Source organism: Dyella ginsengisoli (genome assembly GCF_044904665.1).
GTDB lineage: Bacteria > Pseudomonadota > Gammaproteobacteria > Xanthomonadales > Rhodanobacteraceae > Dyella_A > Dyella_A ginsengisoli.
The window spans coordinates 1090488-1107758 of sequence record NZ_JADIKM010000001.1; the positions used below are offsets into that span (position 1 = coordinate 1090488).

The 17271-nt window shown below is 69.5% G+C and carries 15 protein-coding genes; 10 read left to right on the forward strand and 5 right to left on the reverse strand.

The window, feature by feature from the left end:
* Window positions 1-7 precede the first annotated feature (7 nt).
* The gene (serA, locus tag ISP17_RS04900) at window positions 8-1240 is read right to left on the reverse strand and encodes a phosphoglycerate dehydrogenase (protein WP_404630585.1); all 1233 of its coding nucleotides are present in this window, start codon (window positions 1238-1240) and stop codon (window positions 8-10) included.
* Window positions 1241-1362: 122 nt separating this feature from the next.
* Between serA and ISP17_RS04905 the strand changes: the two genes are divergently transcribed.
* From ISP17_RS04905 to pip, 3 genes are read left to right on the forward strand one after another with little or no spacing between them, the layout of a single operon-like run.
* Complete coding sequence (locus ISP17_RS04905) at window positions 1363-2775, forward strand: FAD-binding oxidoreductase (RefSeq protein WP_404630587.1); 1413 nt, start codon at window positions 1363-1365, stop codon at window positions 2773-2775.
* An 18-nt stretch (window positions 2776-2793) separates the two neighbouring features.
* On the forward strand, window positions 2794-2958 hold the full coding sequence (locus ISP17_RS04910; RefSeq protein WP_404630589.1) for a hypothetical protein: 165 nt from the start codon (window positions 2794-2796) through the stop codon (window positions 2956-2958).
* Window positions 2959-3011: 53 nt separating this feature from the next.
* Window positions 3012-3989: a prolyl aminopeptidase gene (gene pip, locus ISP17_RS04915; protein WP_404630591.1), complete on the forward strand. Its 978-nt coding sequence runs from the start codon at window positions 3012-3014 to the stop codon at window positions 3987-3989.
* A gap of 81 nt (window positions 3990-4070) precedes the next feature.
* Here the strand turns inward: pip and ISP17_RS04920 are convergent, their stop codons facing one another.
* From ISP17_RS04920 to ISP17_RS04930, 3 genes are all read right to left on the reverse strand, one after another.
* On the reverse strand, window positions 4071-6836 hold the full coding sequence (locus tag ISP17_RS04920) for a lamin tail domain-containing protein (RefSeq protein WP_404630593.1): 2766 nt from the start codon (window positions 6834-6836) through the stop codon (window positions 4071-4073).
* Between the two features lie 172 nt (window positions 6837-7008).
* Complete coding sequence (gene upp, locus ISP17_RS04925; protein WP_404630595.1) at window positions 7009-7653, reverse strand: uracil phosphoribosyltransferase; 645 nt, start codon at window positions 7651-7653, stop codon at window positions 7009-7011.
* Between the two features lie 103 nt (window positions 7654-7756).
* Window positions 7757-8068, reverse strand: a complete 312-nt coding sequence (locus tag ISP17_RS04930; protein WP_404630597.1) for a PsiF family protein — start codon at window positions 8066-8068, stop codon at window positions 7757-7759.
* A 159-nt stretch (window positions 8069-8227) separates the two neighbouring features.
* On the opposite strand from ISP17_RS04930, the gene ISP17_RS04935 reads away from it, so the two are divergent.
* Window positions 8228-9538, forward strand: a complete 1311-nt coding sequence (locus ISP17_RS04935; RefSeq protein WP_404630599.1) for an MFS transporter — start codon at window positions 8228-8230, stop codon at window positions 9536-9538.
* Between the two features lie 62 nt (window positions 9539-9600).
* On the opposite strand, the gene ISP17_RS04940 is transcribed toward ISP17_RS04935, so the two are convergent.
* The gene (locus ISP17_RS04940) at window positions 9601-11097 is read right to left on the reverse strand and encodes an aminotransferase class III-fold pyridoxal phosphate-dependent enzyme (protein WP_404630601.1); all 1497 of its coding nucleotides are present in this window, start codon (window positions 11095-11097) and stop codon (window positions 9601-9603) included.
* A gap of 293 nt (window positions 11098-11390) precedes the next feature.
* Here ISP17_RS04940 and ISP17_RS04945 point away from each other — a divergent pair, with 293 nt between their 5' ends.
* From ISP17_RS04945 to queA, 6 genes are all read left to right on the forward strand, one after another.
* Window positions 11391-12305: an ABC transporter ATP-binding protein gene (locus ISP17_RS04945; RefSeq protein ID WP_404630603.1), complete on the forward strand. Its 915-nt coding sequence runs from the start codon at window positions 11391-11393 to the stop codon at window positions 12303-12305.
* The gene (locus tag ISP17_RS04950) at window positions 12305-13075 is read left to right on the forward strand and encodes an ABC transporter permease (protein WP_404630605.1); all 771 of its coding nucleotides are present in this window, start codon (window positions 12305-12307) and stop codon (window positions 13073-13075) included. Before ISP17_RS04945 ends, ISP17_RS04950 begins: the two co-directional genes overlap by 1 nt.
* A 40-nt stretch (window positions 13076-13115) precedes the next feature.
* Entirely contained in the window at window positions 13116-14330 is a 1215-nt protein-coding gene (locus ISP17_RS04955) for a sensor histidine kinase (protein WP_404630607.1), read from the forward strand.
* Window positions 14327-15490, forward strand: a complete 1164-nt coding sequence (locus ISP17_RS04960; protein WP_404630609.1) for a sensor histidine kinase — start codon at window positions 14327-14329, stop codon at window positions 15488-15490. The genes ISP17_RS04955 and ISP17_RS04960 overlap by 4 nt, the downstream gene beginning before the upstream one ends.
* Window positions 15487-16089, forward strand: coding sequence for a response regulator transcription factor (locus ISP17_RS04965; RefSeq protein WP_404630611.1), 603 nt, complete (start codon window positions 15487-15489; stop codon window positions 16087-16089). The genes ISP17_RS04960 and ISP17_RS04965 overlap by 4 nt, the downstream gene beginning before the upstream one ends.
* A gap of 88 nt (window positions 16090-16177) precedes the next feature.
* Window positions 16178-17233, forward strand: coding sequence for a tRNA preQ1(34) S-adenosylmethionine ribosyltransferase-isomerase QueA (gene queA, locus ISP17_RS04970; RefSeq protein ID WP_404630613.1), 1056 nt, complete (start codon window positions 16178-16180; stop codon window positions 17231-17233).
* Window positions 17234-17271 lie beyond the last annotated feature (38 nt).

A 17271-nucleotide genomic window follows, 5' to 3' on the forward strand; every position in this document is an offset into this window, starting at 1 on the left:
GTGGGAGTCAGTAGAGCACGCGGGTGCGCAGCGTACCCTGGATCGCGGCCAGCTTGTCCTTCAGCGCGTTGGCCTGCGCCTCGTCGGCGGAGACGTCGATCACCACGTAGCCCACCTGCGGATCGGTCTGCAGGAACTGCGCGTCGATGTTGATGTTGCCGGCCGAGAACAGCTCGTTGATGCGCGACAGCACACCCGGCACGTTCTGGTGGATGTGCAGCAGGCGGCGGCTCTTCGGATGCTCCGGCAGCGACACCTCGGGGAAATTCACCGCCGACAGGGTCGAGCCGTTGTCGCTGTAGCGCACCAGTTTGGCGGCCACCTCGATGCCGATGTTGTCCTGCGCCTCCAGCGTGGAGCCGCCGATGTGCGGGGTGAGGATGACGTTGTCCATGCCGACCAGCGGCGAGACGAACGGATCGTCGTTACCTTTCGGCTCGACCGGGAACACGTCGATCGCAGCACCCGCCAGGTGCTCGCGGCGCAGCGCGCTCGCCAGTGCGTCGATGTCGACCACGGTGCCGCGTGAAGCGTTGATCAGCAGCGAGCCGGCGCGCATCTTCGCCAGCTGCTCGGCGCTGATCATCATCTGCGTGGCGGGCGTCTCGGGCACGTGCAGGGTCACCACGTCCGAGCGCTCGAGCAGATCATCCAGGCTGGCCGCTGCGCGGGCATTGCCCAGCGAGAGCTTGGTCTCGATGTCGTGGAAGATCACCTGCATGCCCAGCCCCTCGGCCAGCACGCCGACCTGGGTGCCGATGTGGCCGTAGCCGATCACCCCCAGCGTCTTGCCGCGCGCTTCGTAGCTGCCGGCGGCGGACTTGGTCCAGCCGCCGCGGTGGCACAGCGCGTTCTTCTGCGGGATCCCGCGCAGCAGCATGATCGTCTCGGCCAGCACCAGCTCGGCCACGCTGCGGGTGTTGGAATAGGGTGCGTTGAATACCGGCACGCCGAGCTTCTTCGCCGTGGCCAGGTCGACCTGGTTGGTGCCGATGCAGAAGCAGCCCACCGCGATCAGCCGCTTGGCCTCGGCCAGCACGTCGGCGGTGAGGTGGCTGCGCGAGCGGATGCCGACGATGTGTGCCTCGGCCACGCGTGCCTTGAGCTCCGCTTCCGGCAGCGACTTCTGGTGGTACTCGATCTGCGTGTAGCCGGCCTGGCGAAAGGTTTCCACCGCGCTCTGGCTGACGCCTTCGAGCAGCAGCACCTTGATGTCTTGCTTGGGGTACGAGGTCTTCATGTCGATCCAACGCCGCGGGACAGGCGGCCACTATGCCAGAGCCGCGGGCGGAATGCGGCAGCGCACCACTGGACCGGTTTCCGGTGCAATGTCACCCTAGGCGCCTGCGCCAGGATCCGCCCATGACCGATGCACGTCTCGCCCAACTTGCCGCCGATCTGCCCGCACTGCGGCTGCTGACCGATCCGTCCGACCTGGAGCACTACGGCCGGGACTGGACGCGCCGCTGGACGCCCGCCCCGCTGGCGATCGCCCTGCCGGCCAGCGTGGCCGAGGTGCAGGCGGTGGTGCGTTGGGCGAACGGGCACGGCGTGGCGATCGTGCCCTCCGGCGGGCGCACCGGTTTGTCCGGCGGCGCCGTGGCGGCGCACGGCGAACTGGTCGTGAGCCTGGAGCGGATGAACCAACTGCTTGCCTTCGACGCGGTCGATCGCACGCTCACCGTGCAGGCCGGCATGCCGCTGCAGGCAGTGCAGGACGCGGCCAAGACGCACGGCCTGATCTACCCCGTGGACTTCGCCGCCCGCGGCTCGTGCTCGATCGGCGGCAACATTGCCACCAACGCGGGCGGCATTCGCGTCATCCGCTACGGCAACACGCGCGAATGGATCGCCGGGCTGACCGTGGTCACCGGCACCGGCGAAGTGCTGGAACTCAACCGCGGCCTGATCAAGAACTCCAGCGGCTACGACCTGCGCCAGCTGATGATCGCCTCCGAAGGCACGCTCGGCATCGTGGTCGAGGCCACGCTCAAGCTCACCGATCCGCCGCCGCCCTCGCAGGTGATGCTGCTGGCGCTGCCGGACATGGACGCGCTGATGCGCGTGTTCGCCCTGTTCCGCGCCCGGCTGGCGCTGCAGGCGTTCGAATTTTTCACCGACGTGGCGCTGCGTCACGTGCTGGCGCACGGCGCCCAGCGCGCGATCGACGGCGAGCACCCGTACTACGTGGTCACCGAGTTCGACGCGGCCGACGAGCGCGCGCAGGACGCGGCGCTGGCCGCGTTCGAGGAAGGCGTGGAGCAGGGCTGGATCAGCGACGGCGTGATCGCCCAGAGTGACGCGCAGGCCACCGCACTGTGGCGCCTGCGCGAAGGCATCACCGAAGCCGTGGCGCCGCGGCGTCCCTACAAGAACGACGTCTCCGTGCGCATCAGCGCGGTACCGGACTTCCTGCACGCCATGCAGGAGCTGCTCACCCGCGAGTATCCGCAGTTCGAGGTGGTGTGGTTCGGCCACATCGGCGACGGCAACCTGCACATCAACGTGCTGACGCCGCCGGGCATGGACGACGCGGCCTTCATCGCCCAGTGCGAGCACGTGACCAAGCACCTGGCCGTCACGCTGCGGCAGTTCGGCGGCAGCATCTCGGCCGAGCACGGCATCGGCCTGGTCAAGCGGGCCTACCTGGAGAGCACCCGCAGCGCGGCGGAGATCGCCCTGATGCGCGGCGTGCGGCAGGTGTTCGATCCCAATGGCATCCTCAATCCGGGCAAGCTGTTCATCCCGCCGCCGTCGCCGGACGGCCGTCACTGATCATCGACAGGCGCAGACGTGAAACCCAATACCCCGAGCAGCAGCGATCCCGCCGCCGGTGCGCACGTGCACCCGCATTCACACCTTCCCGGCGAGGCCCACGAGGCCGAGCAGCAGGCCGAATCCGACGAGGTCCTGCACGATCAGGCCCTGCGCGAATCGGCCCTGCGCGTGCCCAAGTGAGCGCCCTGCACGCGTGCTAGCCTAATCGGCCAACCCGCTTTCCAGGAGCACGCATGTCGTCGGAGCGTCGTACGCTGTATCCCGAAATCGAGCCGTTCGACAGCGGCTTGCTGAAGGTCTCGCCGCTGCACACGCTCTACTACGAGCAGAGCGGCAACCCCCATGGCAAGCCGGTGGTGTTCCTGCACGGCGGGCCGGGTGGCGGGGTCAATGCGAAGTGCCGGCGCTTCTTCGATCCGGCGGTGTACCGCATCGTGCTGTTCGACCAGCGCGGTTGCGGCAAATCCACGCCGCACGCCGAGCTCACCGACAACACCACCTGGGATCTGGTCGCCGACATCGAGCGGCTGCGCGGGCATCTGGCCATCGATCGCTGGCAGGTGTTCGGCGGCTCGTGGGGCTCGACGCTGGCGCTGGCGTATGCCGAGACGCATCCGGATCGCGTCACCGAACTGGTGCTGCGCGGCATCTTCATGCTGCGCCGCTGGGAGCTGGAATGGTTCTACCAGAAGGGCTGCGACGCGCTGTATCCGGACGCGTGGGAAACCTATCTGGCGGCGATCCCCGAAGCCGAGCGCGGCGACCTGATGAGCGCCTATCACCGCCGCCTTACCAGCGATGACGCCGCCACCCGCGTCGCGGCGGCACGCGCCTGGTCGGTGTGGGAAGGCGCCACCAGCTTCCTGTGGCAGGACAAGAGCCACATCGATGCCAGCGCCGAGGACGAGTTCGCGCTGGCCTTCGCAAGGATCGAGTGCCACTACTTCGTCAACGGCGGCTTCTTCGCGCACGACGACCAGCTGCTGCGCCACGTCGAGCGCATCCGCAACATTCCGGCGGTGATCGTGCAAGGCCGCTACGACGTGGTCTGCCCGATGCGCAGCGCGTGGGACCTGCATCGCGCCTGGCCGGAAGCCGATCTGCGGATCGTGCAGGACGCAGGCCATTCGGCGTTCGAGCCTGGCATCCTGCACGAGCTGGTCGAGGCGACCGACCGCTTCGCCCGCCTGGGTGCGACGCGTACCGCCTGAGCCCGGCGGCCCGTTCTCCGCTATGAAAAAGGCCACGCCCGGCGACGGGCGTGGCCTTTGCCTTTACGGCTTGCGACGAGTTCAGTGCACGCGGTGCCTCCGGCCGATCACGATCGAGGGATCGAGCAGCTCGACCACGAAGCCATCGTGGTCGGAGGCGCCGATCGCCTTGGTCGCGTCGGTGGCCGAAGCGGCATCGTCCAGCGTCTGCGCCGGGGCGTCGAGGTTGCCGCGGCCGTACTGCATGCGCATGAAGCGCAGGCGCGCCGGCCAGTTCAGCAGGGCGTGGTCGAGCACCTGGAAGGTCGGCACCGAGCGGCCGGAGTTGCCCGAACCGGCCCTGGTGTAGCCCTGGATCTCGCCGAAGTTCTGCGTGAACTGGAACGAGTAGCGGTCGTTGTACGGTACCGATTCCACCGCGTTCCACAGTGCCGGATGCACGATGTTCGGGCCGCCGAGCTTGAGCAGGTTCTCGCTGTCCTTGTAGCGCCCCGAGATCAGCCCGACCATGTCGACGAAGCCGTCGCTGAACTGGTAGGCGTTGAAGTCGCCCACCACCATCAGCGGGGTCAGCGGCGAGGCCTGCTGCAGCGCCTGCACCTGGCTGGCGATCGACCGGGCCTGCTCGAAGCGCTTGGCGCGGTCGCGATCGGCCGAGGAGCCGGTCTTGTCCACGTTCTGGCGCGCCTTGGTGTGCACCGCGATCACCTGGAAGCGCATCAGGCCGGCCTGGGCGGTCAGCAGCAGCGGCGGGTGGTCGTGGATGTACGCGGTCTGGCCGTTGTCGTCCCAGGTTTCGTCGGCCGCCAGCTGGCGCACCGAGAGCACCTTGACGCGATCGGTCCGCACCAGGAAGCCGACATCGATGCCGCTGGGGTCGTGGCCTTCCATCAGGTAGGCGTCGTAGCTGGCGTGGTAGTCGTCGCCGAGCTGTTTGGCCAGGCCCTGCAGCAGGGCGAGGTTTTTCACTTCCTCCACCGAGACCACGTCGGGCAGGCGCAGCACCGAGCCGATGTACGCGGCGAGTCGCTGCGTCTTGCGCTGCACCTCGGCGTCGCTGGGTTCCTTGCTGCCGCCGCTGCAGGTATAGGTGGTATCGAACGTGGTGTCGCAGAAGCGCTCGGTGTTGAGCGCGCCCACGCGCAGGGCGACCGGTGGCGCCTTGTCCACCGCGCGCGGCAGCTCTACCGCCTGCTTCAGGTGGAACTTCGTCGGGATCAGCGTGTACGCGCCGAAGTCGTAGGAGATCACGCCCTCGGCGGCGAACGTCGAGCCCGCGTTGAACGGCGTGTTCAAGGGCACCGCGCCGAAGTCGGCGGTGTTCATCTTGAACACTTCCGGGTTGCCGTCCCAGTTCGGCAGGCTCACGCCGTCCGGCACCGGCACGCCGTAGACCACGCCCGGCTCGCGCAGCGAGCGCTTGCCGCTGGCGGTGATGCTCACCTCGGCGAACGGCTCGCCGCTGAAGCGCTTGTTGCCGGTGTTGATCATGCCGTGGGACACCTTCACCCGCATGCTGATGAAGCACTGGAAGTTGGTGGCGCCGCACGAGAGGTGCTGCGGATCGGACGAGGGCGTGCCGGCGTCGAACCTAACCGCCTTCGGCAGTTCCGCATTGTGCGAGAAGATGTTGACCACCGGGTTCTTCAGTTCGGTCAGGTGGTAGTAGTTGTCCACCACCGCATCCACGTCCACCACGTCACCGATGGCGACGCTGGGCGCGCTGCCGGTGAACACGTAGACGCCGTTGGAGGTCAGCGGGTCGGCATCGGCACGGGCATCCGGCGTCTGCATGGTGAAACCGGCCGGGCCCACCGCGGTGACGATGTTGCCGTGGGTGAGCACGGTCTTGCCCAGCAGCGGCGAGGTCTGCTCGCGGCCCTGGATCTGCCAGATCTCGGCGTCGACCGGAATGTCGTACAGGATCGCGCCGATCGCGCTGTCGCGGGCCAGCGTGTAGCCACCCGAGGGGTTGCTCAGGGTGATGTGGAAGGCACGGTCGGTCTTGCCGACGGTGCTGCCGTGCACGGTCACGTTGAAGCTGGTGCTGCTCTGGCCCGGGGCGACGGTGAGGTCGGTGTTCAGCGCGTCGTAGTCGCCGGCGCTGGCCGAGGCGGTGTCGTCCGCCGTGGCCACGTGCACGGTGATGCCCGTGCCAGCCGGTGCCGGCTTGGACAGCGTGATGGTGAACGGCATCGCCACGTCGGCCGCACCGCGCACGGTGGCGCTGGCATCGGCGATCGACATGCTGGCGCCCAGCGCCACGCAGGGGCTGGCGCTGTTTTGCGGCGCACTGGGGCTGAGCAGCACGAAGTCGGCGCTGTTGTCGCCGCTGTCGTTCGGCAGACCGGCGGCGTTGGTGCTGCGGATATAGGACTGGTCGCCGTTGGTGCTGCCCAGCGAGGTCAGCGGCGTGCCTTCTTGGTAGGCCGAGCCGCTGCTCAGGCCGACCTGGTCGACGATCGTGCCGGACGCATCGAGGATCGCCAGGCCCCCGGTATCGGTGACGCCGGTGCTGTAGGTAAGGTCGCCCGCCACGCTGCCGGAATAACCGCCGCTGGACTTGTTGGTCAGCAGCAGGTGACAGCCCGGCGCGATGCTCGTGCCGGCCGGCAACGTGAGGCGCGTGCCGACCGTGCCGCTGGCATTGGAGCCGTTGAGTTGGTAGCCGGAGACATCCAGCGCGGTCGAGCCGGCGTTGATCAGCTCGACGAATTCGTCGTTGCCGCCGGCCGGCCCGCGGGCGCGGAACTGGTTGATCTCAAGGTCGCTGGCGTAGGCTGAAAACGACAACGCCACGCCGGTCAGCGTCGCCATCACGGCGCGCCGCATGTTCATTCCCTGCATGTTGTGACTCCCTCTGGCGGGGTCCTTGCCGGACCCGATGAACGCCGCACGCTAGCAAGTTATTACGACAGTTTCGCGAACGCGGGCCACAAAGCGGGGCTCCGCTCCAGAGGCATCCGGCCGATCACGCCATGCGCCGCGTCACCCTTCGCACGGCGATCGCCGCACGGGCTCAGCCCGCGTCGGGCAGCTGCTTGGTGCCGAAGATCTTGTCGCCGGCGTCGCCCAGGCCGGGCAGGATGTAGCCGTGCTCGTTGAGCCGTTCGTCGATGGCGGCGGTGTAGATCTCCACATCCGGATGCGCCGCCTCGATGCGCTTCAGCCCCTCCGGTGCGGCGACCAGGAACAGCCCCTTGATGCGCCGGCAGCCGGCTGCCTTGAGCATGTCCACGGTGGCGAGCAGGGTGCCGGCGGTGGCCAGCATCGGGTCGACGATCAGCGCGATGCGCTCGTCCATGCGGCCGGTGAGCTTTTCGTAATAGGTCACCGGCTTGAGCGTTTCCTCGTCGCGCTGCAGGCCCACCACGCTGACCTTGGCGGCCGGGATCAGGTCGAGCACGCCGGGCAGCATGCCCAGCCCCGCGCGCAGGATCGGCACGATGGTGATCTTCTTGCCCTTGATCTGCTGCACGGTGAGCGGCCCGGCCCAGCCGTCGATCGCCTGCTCGATCGTCTCCAGGTCCTTGGTCGCCTCGTAGGTCAGCAGGGCCGCCACTTCCGAGGCCAGCTCGCGGAAATCCTTGGTGCTGATGCCGGCCCGGCGCATCAGGCCGAGCTTGTGCTGGATGAGCGGGTGGCGGACTTCGACGATGGGCATGCGCGGGTGGCCTGGCGGGGAGCGACGCGTGTCGCCGTGGTCGCCAAGCTTATCGGCTCGGGACCGGCGCGCGCACCCGTGGCGGGCCGGTCGACCGCGGCGGTCAGCCCTTCAGACAGGTGCTCATGAAGGCCTTGCGCGCATCGCCCTTGAGCGACTGCTTGCCGGCGTCCGCGTTGCACTTCTTCATCTTCTCCTGCTGGGTCATCTTCGCCGGCGCGGCGGAGGAACCCTTGAGGCAGCTGCTCATGAAGGCCTTGCGCTCGTCGCCCTTCTTGCCTGTGGCCTGCTTGCTGCAGTCGGACATGCGCTGCTGCGACGCGCTGAGCGGCTTGGTGGCGGCGGGTGCCGCAAAGGCGATCGCGCTGGCGAGCGTGAGGGTGGCGGCGAACAGCAGACGGAACGAGTGCGACATGGCGTGATCCTCCCGAGGTGACCGGCAGCTGCCGGCAGAGCAGTCTGGCGCGGATGTCGTGCAATTTCTTGCGTCCGGCGGTTGCCCCGCGTTGCCAGCGGCCGGTGCATCGCCGATGCTTGCCCGGCACCGGCCGCCGTGCGGCCCAAGGGGAAGTGCATGACCGAGGATGCGGCGCACGCCGTGGACGCCCGCCCGCTGCGCAAGCGCCAGGTCGCGGCGGTGGCGGTGGGCAACGCCATCGAGTTCTACGACTTCGTCACCTACGCGTTCTTCGCTACGCAGATCGGTCGCACGTTCTTTCCTTCCGACGAACCGGGCGCCAGCCTGCTGGCCTCGCTGGCCACCTTCGGCGCCGGCTTTCTCACGCGGCCGCTGGGCGCATGGGTGATCGGCCGCATGGGCGACCGGCGCGGGCGCAAGCCGGCGATGCTGTTGTCCTTCGGCCTGATCGGCGTGGCGGTGATCGGCCTGCCGCTGGTGCCGTCCTACGCGTCGATCGGCGTGGCGGCGCCGGTGCTGGTGGTGTTGTTCCGGCTGCTGCAGGGCTTCGCGCTGGGCGGCGAGGTGGGGCCGAGCACGGCGTTCCTGATGGAAGCCGCGCCGCTGCATCGCCGCGGCCTCTACATCTCCATGCAGGCCATGGGGGCGGACGCGGCGGTGCTGGCGGCTGGGCTGGTCGGCGTGGGGTTGGCGCACGTGCTCACTCCTGCCGAGCTCGATGCGTGGGGTTGGCGCGTGGCGCTGGGCCTGGGCGCGGTGATCGTGCCGTTCGGGCTGGCGATGCGCCGCACCCTGGTGGAAACCTTCGAGCCGCGCCGGGCGCCGCCGCCGCGCGTGGGCGCGCCGGGCCATCTGCGCGTGGGCCTGCTCGGCCTGGCGATGCTGGCCGCGGCCACCACCAGCAACTACGTGCTCGAGTACATGACCACCTATGCCAATACCACGCTGGGCCTGCCCGAACGCGTGGCGTTGGGCGCCACGGCGCTGATCGGCCTGTGCGGGCTGGTGTGCGATCCGCTGAGCGGCTGGCTGTCCGATCGCATCGGCCGCAAGCCGGTGATGCTGGTGCCGTGGCTGGTGCTGCTGCTGGCGATCCTGCCCGCGTTCTGGCTGCTTGATCGCGAGCGCAGCGGTGCCGTGCTGTACGGGGCCACCATCGTGCTGACGGTGGCCTCCACGCTGTCCACCGGCACCGTGCTGGTGGCGGTGACCGAGTCGCTGCCGGCGCACGTGCGCTCCGGCGCGCTGGCGATGGTCTACGCGCTGGCGATCTCGGTGTTCGGTGGCTCCACCCAGTTCGCGGTGGCGTGGCTCACGCGGCTCACCGGCAATGCGCTGGCACCGGCGTGGTACATGATCGGCAGCGTGTTGCTCGGCCTGCTGGCGGTGTCGTTCCTGCCCGAGTCGGCGCCGGTGCGTGTTCGGCGCGAGCCGGTCGATCGGGCTGCGCGGCCGATTCCCGAATAGACGAAGGGCGCGTCGGTGAGGACGCGCCCTTCGTGTTCCGGCTCGCGGAGCAGCTCGGCGGTTTACGCGGCCTCGGCCTGCTCGCGCTTGGGACCGTGCAGCAGCGCGTGCTTCACGTGGGCCACGATCAGGTCGACCTCGGCGCTGGTCACGTTGAAGTGCGGGGTGAAGCGCAGCGAGTTGGCGCCGCCATGGATCACGCCGATGCCGCGCTCGCGCATGTACTCCTCGGTGGAGCCGGCGCCGTAGCACTTGAACTGCGATGCAAGCTCGCAGGAGAACAGCAGGCCGGTGCCCTGCACCTTGGTGATCAGGCCGCCGAGCTCGTCCTTCAACGCGTTGAGCTTGGTCACAAACTCCTTGCCGCGCTCGCGGATGTTCTCGCGCACCGCGTCGCTGAGCTGGCCCAGCGTGGCGCAGGCGACGTCCAGCGCACGCGGGTTGGCGGTCATGGTGTTGCCGTAGATGCCCTTGCGGTACATCCCGGCCGTGCGCTCGTTCACCACCAGCACCGACATCGGGTACTGGCCCGCGTTGAGCGCCTTGGAATAGGTTTCCATGTCCGGCGCGTCGAGCTTCTCGAAGCCCGGGTAGTCGACGATCGACAGCACGCCGTGGGCGCGCAGGCCGGCCTGGATCGAGTCCACCAGCAGCAGCGTGCCGTGTGCCTTGGTCAGCTCGCGCGCGGCCGCATAGAACTCCGGCGTCACCGCGCGGCCGGGATCGCCTTCGCCCATCACCGGCTCCAGGAACATCGCCTCAATGAACCAGCCGTGCTTGTCGGCGTCGGCGAAGGCGGCCTTGAGCTGCTCGACGTCATACGGCGCGACGGTGATCAGGCTCTCTTCGTGGCGGTAGCTGGCCAGGTACTGGCTGTAGGTCTTGCGCGAGGAGTCCGAGTACAGCGCCGGCTTGTCGGTGCGGCCGTGGAAGGCGCCCTTCACCGCCAGTCGCTTGATCGTGCGGCCTTCGTGGCGGCCGCCGGCGTCGGTCATCGTCTTGGCGTTGACGTCGGCGATGCGGCAGGCCAGGCCCACGGCCTCCGAGCCGGAGTTCAGGCACAGGAAGCTGGCGAACGGGAAGCCGCCACGGCGGTGGCCGATCTCACGGCGCAGCGCCTCGTTCATGCGCAGCTGCGCCACGCTCGGCGTCATCACGTTGGCCATCACCTGCGGACGGCTCATCGCCTCCAGCACGACCGGGTCGTTGTGGCCGAAGCCCAGCATGCCGTAGCCGCCGTTGTCGTGGACCACCGCGCCCTTCAGCGTCACTACCCACGGGCCGCGCGCGGCAGCCGGCAGGTAAGGGTTGATCGCGTCGTCCGGGTAGAAGTTGACGTAGCCGGCCTGCGCGCGCTCGAGCTGCTCGCTCTCGTCGAGCTTCAGGAAGTCGGCCAGATCCGCGCGCAACTCGCGATGGCGCGCCACCGCCTCGGCCACCGCCTGCCCGAGCATCGGATCCAGCGCAGCCATGCGCTCGATGCTGGCGTCGTCCAGACCGGTGGTCCGCGGCTGGCCGCCGAATTCGCGCAGTTCGCGCAGCTGTTCAATGACGTGCATAACGCTCCTCCTCAACCTCCGTCGGCGCCTCGCTCCCAACGCAAAGCAGGCCGGCGGATTCGTGATATGGGCGGGAACGCCGCACCGCACCCGGAGCGCCTTCCCGCAGGCCCCTCGGGCCGTCTGATGCACCGCCGCATAAGGGCTGGCGGGCTTCAGGCATCCGCCGAGGATACCGCGCGGGCGGGTTTCCCGGTACCCCGCATGACGCCTGTCAGGCGCGATGCGTGATGCCAGCGAGTGGCCGCAAACCCTTGTGCCTCTTACGGTTGCGCCATGCCGAGGAGACCTGCATGAACACCCTGGACACCCCCGTCGCCGCGCTTGCCGGCGTCACCCTGCGCTACGGCGCGGTTACCGCGCTGGACCGGCTCGACCTGGCCGTGCGCCGGGGCGAGCTGCTGGCGCTGCTCGGCCCCAACGGCGCCGGCAAGAGCACCAGCGTCGCCGCTCTGCTGGGGCTGGTACGGCCGCAGGCCGGCCAGGTCACGCTGTTCGGCGCCGACCCGCAGCGGGTGGAGGTGCGTCGGCGCATCGGCGTGATGCTGCAGTCGGCGGTGCTGCCGGCCACGCTCACCGTGGCCGAGCTGCTGCGCCTGACCGCCAGCTACTACCCCGATCCGCGGCCGCTGGACGAAAGCGCTGCCCTGGCGGGCCTGACCGACCTGCTGAAGCGCCCCTACGGCAAGCTTTCCGGCGGGCAGCAGCGCCGTGTGCAGTTCGGCCTGGCACTGTGCGGTCGACCCGAGCTGCTGTTTCTGGACGAGCCCACTGTCGGCATGGATATCGACGCGCGCGAACGGCTATGGGCCACGATGCGCACGGTGGTGGCGCAGGGATGCGCCGTGGTGCTCACCACGCACTACCTGGAAGAGGCCGAAGCGCTGGCCCAGCGCGTGGTGGTGATCGATCGCGGCCGCGTGCTCACCGAGGGCAGCGTCGACGACCTGCGTGCCCGCGTGGCGCTTACCCGCATCCGCTGCATCAGTGATCTGGACGAGACGGCCATCGCCGGCTGGAACGGCGTGGCCGGGGCGTCCCGCGAGGGCGACCGGCTGATCGTCACCACCGCCGCGGCCGAGCCGGTGGTGCGCCGCCTGCTGGACGCCGACAGCGCCCTGTCCGAACTCGAGGTACGCCGCGCCGGCCTGGCCGAGGCGTTCAGCGCACTCACCCGCACCGACACTGCCACCCAGGAAGCTGCCTGATGAACACCATTGCCGCCGTCCTGCCGATGCCGCCGCGCCGCGTGCTCGGTGCCTACCTCGCCGAGATCCGCAGCGAATGCCTGCGCTACCTGCGGGCGCCTTCCTTCATCCTGCCGGTGACGCTGTTCTCCACCGTGTTCTACCTGATGTTCGGCGTGCTGCTGAACCATCCCGGCAGCGACGCCTCGCGCTACCTGCTGGCCAGCTACACCACCTTCGGCGTGATCGGGCCGGGGCTGTTCGGCTTCGGCGTGTCGCTGGCGATCGAGCGCGACGGCGGCCTGCTGACACTCAAACGCGCGCTGCCGATGCCGCCCGGCGCCTACCTGCTGGGCAAGATGGTGATGGCGATGATCTGCGCCAGTCTGGTGGTGGTGTTGCTGCTCGCCATCGGGCTGACCCTGGGTGGCGTTTCGCTGTCGCCACTGCGGATGCTGGCGATGCTGGCCACCGGCGCGTTCGGCGTGCTGCCGTTCTGCGCGCTGGGCATGTTCGTGGGCACGCTGATCAAGGGGCAGGGCGCCCCCGGTCTGCTCAACCTGGTCTATCTGCCGATGGCCTTCCTGTCCGGCCTGTGGCTGCCGCTGTCGATGCTGCCGAAGTTCCTGCAGACGCTGGCGCCGCTGTGGCCCAGCTACCACCTCAACCAGCTCACCCTGGCCGCGGTGGACCTGGGTTCCGGCCCGCTGCTGGGCCACGTGCTGGCGCTGACGGGGTTCGCGGTGGTGTTCCTCGCGCTGGCGACGCGGCGGTTGCGGCGGTTAGGCTGATGGCTTCGCCGACTGCACGCTGCGCCACGGGGATCGAACCATGCGCTTTTTGAGCCTGCCCGCGTGGATGCATCCGGCGCCCGATTCGCTGGTAGCGCGCAGCGTGGCCAAGGGCAAGTCGCCGTGGGTGGATGCGGTGCACCTGCTGTGGACCGCCTGGCTGTTCATCACGCCGGTGTTCGACCGCGACGCCTGGAACCTGCGCTGGGTCGTGCTGACCCTCGCCTCCTATCCGCTGTTCCTGTGGCTGTACGCAATGTGCTGCCTCGCCTCGCGACGAGCCTCGCGCACCTATGCCATCGGCATGGTGCTGCTGTGCATGGGGCTGCTGCCGTGGTACCCCAGCGCGATGACGTACTTCGTGTTCGGCTGCGTGATGCTGCGCGTGTGCGGCATGCGGCTGCGCGCCTATCTGCTCACGCTGGTGGGACTCAACATGGCGCTGCTGGCAGAAGCCTGGCTGCTGCACTACCCGTGGCAGGCCACCTTCACCATCCCCATCGTCACCCTGATCATCGGCCTGATCGTCAACGCCGAGCGCACCAGCGAGGAGAAGGACGCCGAGCTGCGCCTGTCGCATGACGAGGTGCGCCGGCTCGCCGCCACCGCCGAGCGCGAGCGCATCGGCCGCGACCTGCACGACCTGCTCGGCCACACGCTGTCGCTGATCACGCTGAAGCTTGAGCTGTCGCGCAAGCTGTTCGATCGCGACAGCGAGGCCGCCCGCCGCGAGATGAGCGAGGCTGAGAGCGTGGCGCGCCATGCGCTGGCGGAGGTGCGCGCCGCGGTGACGGGCATCCGCGCCACCGACCTGGCCGCCGAGCTCGCCTCCGCCCGCCTGCTGCTGGGCGCCTCGGGCGTGCACCTGGATTACCAGCTGCCGGCGCTGCAGCTGCCCGAGCACGTCGAGCGCGCGCTGGCGCTGGTGATCCGCGAGGCGTCGACCAACATCGTGCGGCACGCCCGCGCCAGTGAGGCGAAGATCGCGCTGTCGGTCGAGGGCGCCGACGTGCTGCTGCAGATCGGCGACAACGGCCGCGGCGCGCTGGTGCTGGAGGGCAACGGCCTGGCCGGCATGCGCGAGCGCGTGCGCGGCATCGACGGCGCGCTGCAGATCGACTCGCCGGCCGGGCGTGGCACCTGCCTGCGCGTGCGCGTGCCGGTGCCGTCGGCCAGGCTGGCCCACGCCGCGCTGCGCGAGAGCGTGCGCGCGGCCGCGCCGTCACTGGACGCCACCGGCCGGAGCGCGGCATGAGCGCCTGGTTCCATCGCCTGTTCCGGCCGCATCCGCAATCGCTGCTGGGGCAGCTTCGCTCGCCGATGTACCTGCGCTGGCAGGCCGGCGTGCAGGTGCTGGCTCTTGCCACCCTGTTCCAACGGCCCCTGGAGCACGGCTTCAGCTGGCACTGGATGGGTCCGACGCTGCTGTCGGTGCCGCTGTTCCTGCTTTTCTACATCCGCCTGTACATCGCGCCGGTGAGACAGATGCTGGCGCACGCGCTGGCGCTGGCCGCGCTCGGCCTGGCGCTGTGGGTGTTCAACAGTGCCGGATTCATCTACGTGATGATCGGCGTCATGGCGCTTGCGCTGGGGCCGTCGTGGCGCACCTGGCTGGCAATGACGGTGGGTGCGGTGCTGGTGATGTCGGTAGTGGGAACCGTGCTTCGTGCACAGCACGGGGTGATCGCCACCGTGCTCGTCGCCTCGATCCTGGGCGGCTTCAGCAACTTCATCTACATGCGCGGCGTACGCCGCGATGCCGAGCTGCGGCTGTCGCAGGAAGAAGTGCGCCGGCTCGCCACGCTGGCCGAGCGTGAGCGCATCGGCCGCGATCTGCACGACCTGCTCGGCCACACGCTGTCGCTGGTGGCGCTCAAGTCCGAACTGGCGCGCAAGCTGGCACTGCGCGATCCGCCCTCGGCGCAGCGCGAGATGGAGGAAGTGGAGCGCGTCGCGCGCCATGCGCTGGGCGAGGTGCGCGCGGCGGTCACCGGCATGCGCCGCAGCGACCTGGCCGCCGAGCTGCTCTCGGCGCGGCTGATGCTGGAGGCCTCCGGCATCGTGTTCGCCTGCGACGGCTGCGATGGGCTCGCGCCCCTGCCGCACGCCATCGAGGCGCCGTTGGCGCTGGTGCTGCGCGAGGCGGTCACCAATATCCACCGGCATGCGCGCGCCACCGAGGCGCGCATCGACATTTCCAGCGAGCAAGGCGAACTCAGGATGCGGATCAGCGACAACGGATGCGGCGGACTGGCCGCGCACGGCAACGGCGTCAGCGGCATGCGCGAACGCGTGCGCGCGCTGGGCGGCACGCTGGCGATCGACTCGCCGCCGCGCAAGGGCACCGCGCTGGAACTGCGCGTACCGCTGGCGGGCGCCGTGACTTCGCCGCGTGCCGTCGGGAGCGCTGCATGATCCGCGTGCTGCTGGCCGAGGACCAGGCGATGGTGCGCGGTGCGCTCACGGCGCTGCTCAACCTGGAGAGCGACATCGAGGTGCTCGGCAGCGCGGCCGACGGCGAGGCCGCGTGGCGCGAGATCCAGCGCCTCAAGCCCGACGTGCTGGTCACCGACATCGAGATGCCCGGCCTCACCGGGCTGGAGCTGGCCCAGCGCATCCAGCGGCAGGAGCTGCCGATCAAGGTGATCATCGTCACCACGTTCGCCCGGCCCGGCTTCCTGCGTCGCGCGCTGGAGGCCGGCGTGTCCGGCTACCTGCTCAAGGATGCGCCGGCGGAGAACCTCGCCGAGGCGCTGCGCATGGTCCATCGCGGCGGGCGCTCGATCGACCCGCAGCTGGCGCTGGATGCCTGGTCCGAGGCCGATCCGCTCAACGATCGCGAGCGCCAGGTGCTGCGCCTGGCCGGCGAAGGGCAGAGCGCCAGCGACATCGCCACCCAGCTCAGCCTGTCGCACGGCACCGTGCGCAACTACCTGTCCGAGGCGATCGGCAAGCTCGGCGTGGGCAACCGCATCGAGGCCTATCGGCTGGCCCGGCAGAAGGGGTGGCTGTAGGGGGCCTCGCCGCGGGAACGTCGCAGCGGGCGAGGTGCACCGGCCAGATCGGCGATAATCGCCGACCCCGTCAAGCCAGCCGCCGCCCGTGAAGAAGACCGATTTCGACTTCGACCTACCGCCCGAGCTGATCGCCCAGGTGCCGCTGCCCGAGCGCTCGGCCAGCCGCCTGCTGCATCTGGACGCGGCCGCATGCACGCTCGACGACCGCCTGTTCCGTGAGCTGCCGGACTTCCTGCGGCCCGGCGACCTGCTGGTGTTCAACGACACCCGCGTGCTGCCGGCGCGGCTTTACGGGCGCAAGGACACCGGCGGCGCGGTGGAGATCCTGATCGAGCGCGTCACCGGCGCGCACGAGGCGGTGGTGCAGTTGGGCGTGAGCAAGAAGCCAAAGGAGGGCGGCCGGATCGAGCTGGCCGACGGCAGCCACGCGGTGGTGCTGGGGCGCGACGAGGGCTTCTTCCGCCTGCGCTTCGAGTCGCCCGAGCCGCTGGAGAAGCTGCTGCTGAAACTCGGCGAGATGCCGCTGCCGCCGTACATCGAGCGCGGCGCCGAAGCCAGCGACCTGGAGCGCTACCAGACCGTCTACGCGCGCGAGCCCGGCGCGGTGGCCGCGCCCACCGCCGGATTGCATTTCGACGAACCGCTGCTCGAGCGCCTGCGGGCGATGGGCGTGCAGTTCGGCTACGTCACCCTGCACGTGGGTGCCGGCACCTTCCAGCCGGTGCGCGCGGACAACATCGCCGACCACCACATGCACCGCGAATGGCTCAACGTGGGCGCGCACCTGGTGGAACAGATCCGCCACACCCGCGCCGCCGGCGGCCGGGTGATCGCGGTGGGCACCACCGTGGTGCGCGCGCTGGAGAGCGCCACCGTCGAGGGCGTGCTGCGCCCGTTTGCCGGCGAGACGCAGATCTTCATCTTTCCCGGCTACCGCTTCACCAGCATCGATGGCTTGGTGACCAACTTCCACCTGCCGCAGTCGACACTGCTGATGCTGGTGTCGGCGCTGGCCGGGCGCGAGTTCATGCTGGACGCCTACCGCCACGCGGTGGCGCAGCGCTACCGGTTCTTCTCTTACGGCGACGCCATGCTGATCCTGCCGCCGGCGCCCACATCGGCACCTGTGCCGGCGCACTGACGGAACCCCGTCACCCGCACCCGCCGGCGTCCCGCCGG

Excerpts from the sequence above, each read along its gene's own strand:
- ISP17_RS04955 (WP_404630607.1), top strand. The coding sequence starts at position 13,116 with ATGCGCTTTTTGAGCCTGCCCGCGTGGATGCATCCGGCGCCCGATTCG.
- upp (WP_404630595.1), bottom strand. The coding sequence starts at position 7,653 with ATGCCCATCGTCGAAGTCCGCCACCCGCTCATCCAGCACAAGCTCGGC.
- ISP17_RS04965 (WP_404630611.1), top strand. The coding sequence starts at position 15,487 with ATGATCCGCGTGCTGCTGGCCGAGGACCAGGCGATGGTGCGCGGTGCG.
- serA (WP_404630585.1), bottom strand. The coding sequence starts at position 1,240 with ATGAAGACCTCGTACCCCAAGCAAGACATCAAGGTGCTGCTGCTCGAA.
- ISP17_RS04930 (WP_404630597.1), bottom strand. The coding sequence starts at position 8,068 with ATGTCGCACTCGTTCCGTCTGCTGTTCGCCGCCACCCTCACGCTCGCC.
- pip (WP_404630591.1), top strand. The coding sequence starts at position 3,012 with ATGTCGTCGGAGCGTCGTACGCTGTATCCCGAAATCGAGCCGTTCGAC.
- ISP17_RS04920 (WP_404630593.1), bottom strand. The coding sequence starts at position 6,836 with ATGCAGGGAATGAACATGCGGCGCGCCGTGATGGCGACGCTGACCGGC.
- ISP17_RS04960 (WP_404630609.1), top strand. The coding sequence starts at position 14,327 with ATGAGCGCCTGGTTCCATCGCCTGTTCCGGCCGCATCCGCAATCGCTG.
- ISP17_RS04905 (WP_404630587.1), top strand. The coding sequence starts at position 1,363 with ATGACCGATGCACGTCTCGCCCAACTTGCCGCCGATCTGCCCGCACTG.
- ISP17_RS04950 (WP_404630605.1), top strand. The coding sequence starts at position 12,305 with ATGAACACCATTGCCGCCGTCCTGCCGATGCCGCCGCGCCGCGTGCTC.
- ISP17_RS04945 (WP_404630603.1), top strand. The coding sequence starts at position 11,391 with ATGAACACCCTGGACACCCCCGTCGCCGCGCTTGCCGGCGTCACCCTG.
- ISP17_RS04935 (WP_404630599.1), top strand. The coding sequence starts at position 8,228 with ATGACCGAGGATGCGGCGCACGCCGTGGACGCCCGCCCGCTGCGCAAG.
- ISP17_RS04940 (WP_404630601.1), bottom strand. The coding sequence starts at position 11,097 with ATGCACGTCATTGAACAGCTGCGCGAACTGCGCGAATTCGGCGGCCAG.